Here is a 759-nt window from a genome sequence, read left to right as displayed (position 1 = left end):
TTTTTGCTTTTGCTGACGTTTTCTTTCATCCTCAAAATGCGTTAGTAAAGCGCGTTCCTGTTTCGTTTTATTGGTCACACCAAAGGTGTCATTGTCCATAAACTGCTGATATCCTGCTATCATTAAATTGCTTAAGAATGAGCCACTTTTTGGAGGTTGTGTAAAATAGATCCCTTTTGAATCTTGCAATTTATACCGGAAACCTGCTTTTTTCATGCACTCATAAACTGAGGCAAATTCACTCGCATACGAATTCATATCGTCAGGAGAAGCATAAACCGGTTTCCAACCACATTTTGACAAGGATTGTTGGATCATCGCTTTATCGGCACCTGGTTTTTCCCATAATGCTAAAGTTGATGGAGGAGGTTGGTTAACACATCCAGCTGTAGTTAAGAGAGCTATGCCGCTCAATAATTGCAAGACTTTCTTCATTCTTCCCCTCCTTCAGTGGGTTTCTTTACGATAAAACAGCTCATAAACCTGTTGATATTTTATCTCCGTTTTTCAAGACAGTTCTGAACTGAGTTGAGATGGTAAATTGAGAAAACAATCCCGTCATTTCAAGCAAAGCAAGGATGAGGGATTGTTGATCATCACAAACAGCAAGACTTAAGGCTCGCATTCAGGTTGTTCTGGATGCTTTGTACAAAAAGGGCTGTTTAAGCGCTTCTTGACACTTCGCTGTGGAACAACAGCGCCTGGACGACAAATGGGCAAGTTTTTCTCTTTAAAAGTATAACATGGCCCTCCCGCTCT

The 759-nt window shown here is 40.6% G+C and carries 2 protein-coding genes; both read right to left on the bottom strand.

The features are described 5' to 3' along the window. The coding region (locus ACFILZ_RS10020) for a hypothetical protein (protein WP_375611079.1) at positions 1 to 435 on the bottom strand (435 nt) is incomplete at its 3' end. Positions 436 to 475: 40 nt separating this feature from the next. Then, a complete protein-coding gene (locus ACFILZ_RS10015; protein ID WP_375682392.1) occupies positions 476 to 625 on the bottom strand; it encodes a hypothetical protein in 150 nt (49 codons plus the stop codon). Between the last annotated feature and the right edge of the window lie 134 nt (positions 626 to 759).

Source organism: Bartonella sp. AP40SXNS, from assembly GCF_042195825.1.
In the GTDB taxonomy this organism is placed as follows: domain Bacteria; phylum Pseudomonadota; class Alphaproteobacteria; order Rhizobiales; family Rhizobiaceae; genus Bartonella.
This window is presented reverse-complemented; position numbering and strand designations above follow the sequence as displayed.

Coding starts and splice junctions, on each gene's coding strand:
- ACFILZ_RS10015 (WP_375682392.1), bottom strand. CDS start 625: ATGCGAGCCTTAAGTCTTGCTGTTTGTGATGATCAACAATCCCTCATC.